Source organism: Pseudoalteromonas sp. NSLLW24 (assembly GCF_015864725.1).
Lineage (GTDB): Bacteria > Pseudomonadota > Gammaproteobacteria > Enterobacterales > Alteromonadaceae > Pseudoalteromonas > Pseudoalteromonas arctica.
Genome location: NZ_JADYWQ010000052.1, coordinates 1 through 655 on the forward strand (window position 1 = coordinate 1; position 655 = coordinate 655).

The following is a 655-nucleotide window of genomic DNA, read 5'->3' on the forward strand; positions in this document are numbered from 1 at the left end:
GTTTTATACAGAACCTGTAATTCGACGAGAATACAGGAACTATTTAAAAACATAGATATGAGTCTGGGTTAGGAGGAGCGTGTTCACGCGCACCTCTTAACCTTAATAACTCACCTCTTAACGACATCAGTTGTTATCCCAGGGGTGAGTTATTAAAAAAGTAATAAGAGAACTGAATCAAGCGTATAAACATAGGTGATATCGTTATCATAATTAGATTGTATGACACTTAGAAGTCGAGAGACTACTTGGGGTTGTATGGTCAAGTAATGAAGCGCACATGGTGGATGCCTTGGCAGTCAGAGGCGATGAAAGACGTGACAGCCTGCGATAAGCTTCGGGGAGGCGGCAATATCCTGTGATCCGGAGATTTCTGAATGGGGAAACCCACCTACCATAAGGTAGGTATCTTGTACTTGTACAAGAAGCGAACGAGGGGAAGTGAAACATCTCAGTACCCTTAGGAATAGACATCAAATGAGATTCCCCTAGTAGCGGCGAGCGAACGGGGAGAAGCCGATTAGTGCTAATGTAGAAGAACAGCGTGGGAAAGCTGACCGTAGTAGGTGATAGTCCTGTATTCGAAACATTAGAGTTAACATATTAAGTAGAGCGGGGCACGAGAAATCCTGTTTGAAGATGGGGGGACCATCCT

The 655-nt window shown here is 44.1% G+C and carries 1 rRNA gene; it reads left to right on the top strand.

What is annotated here, in order from left to right:
• Positions 1–260: 260 nt before the first annotated feature.
• Positions 261–655: ribosomal RNA gene (locus I6E72_RS19640) — 23S ribosomal RNA — on the top strand; the annotation flags it as partial.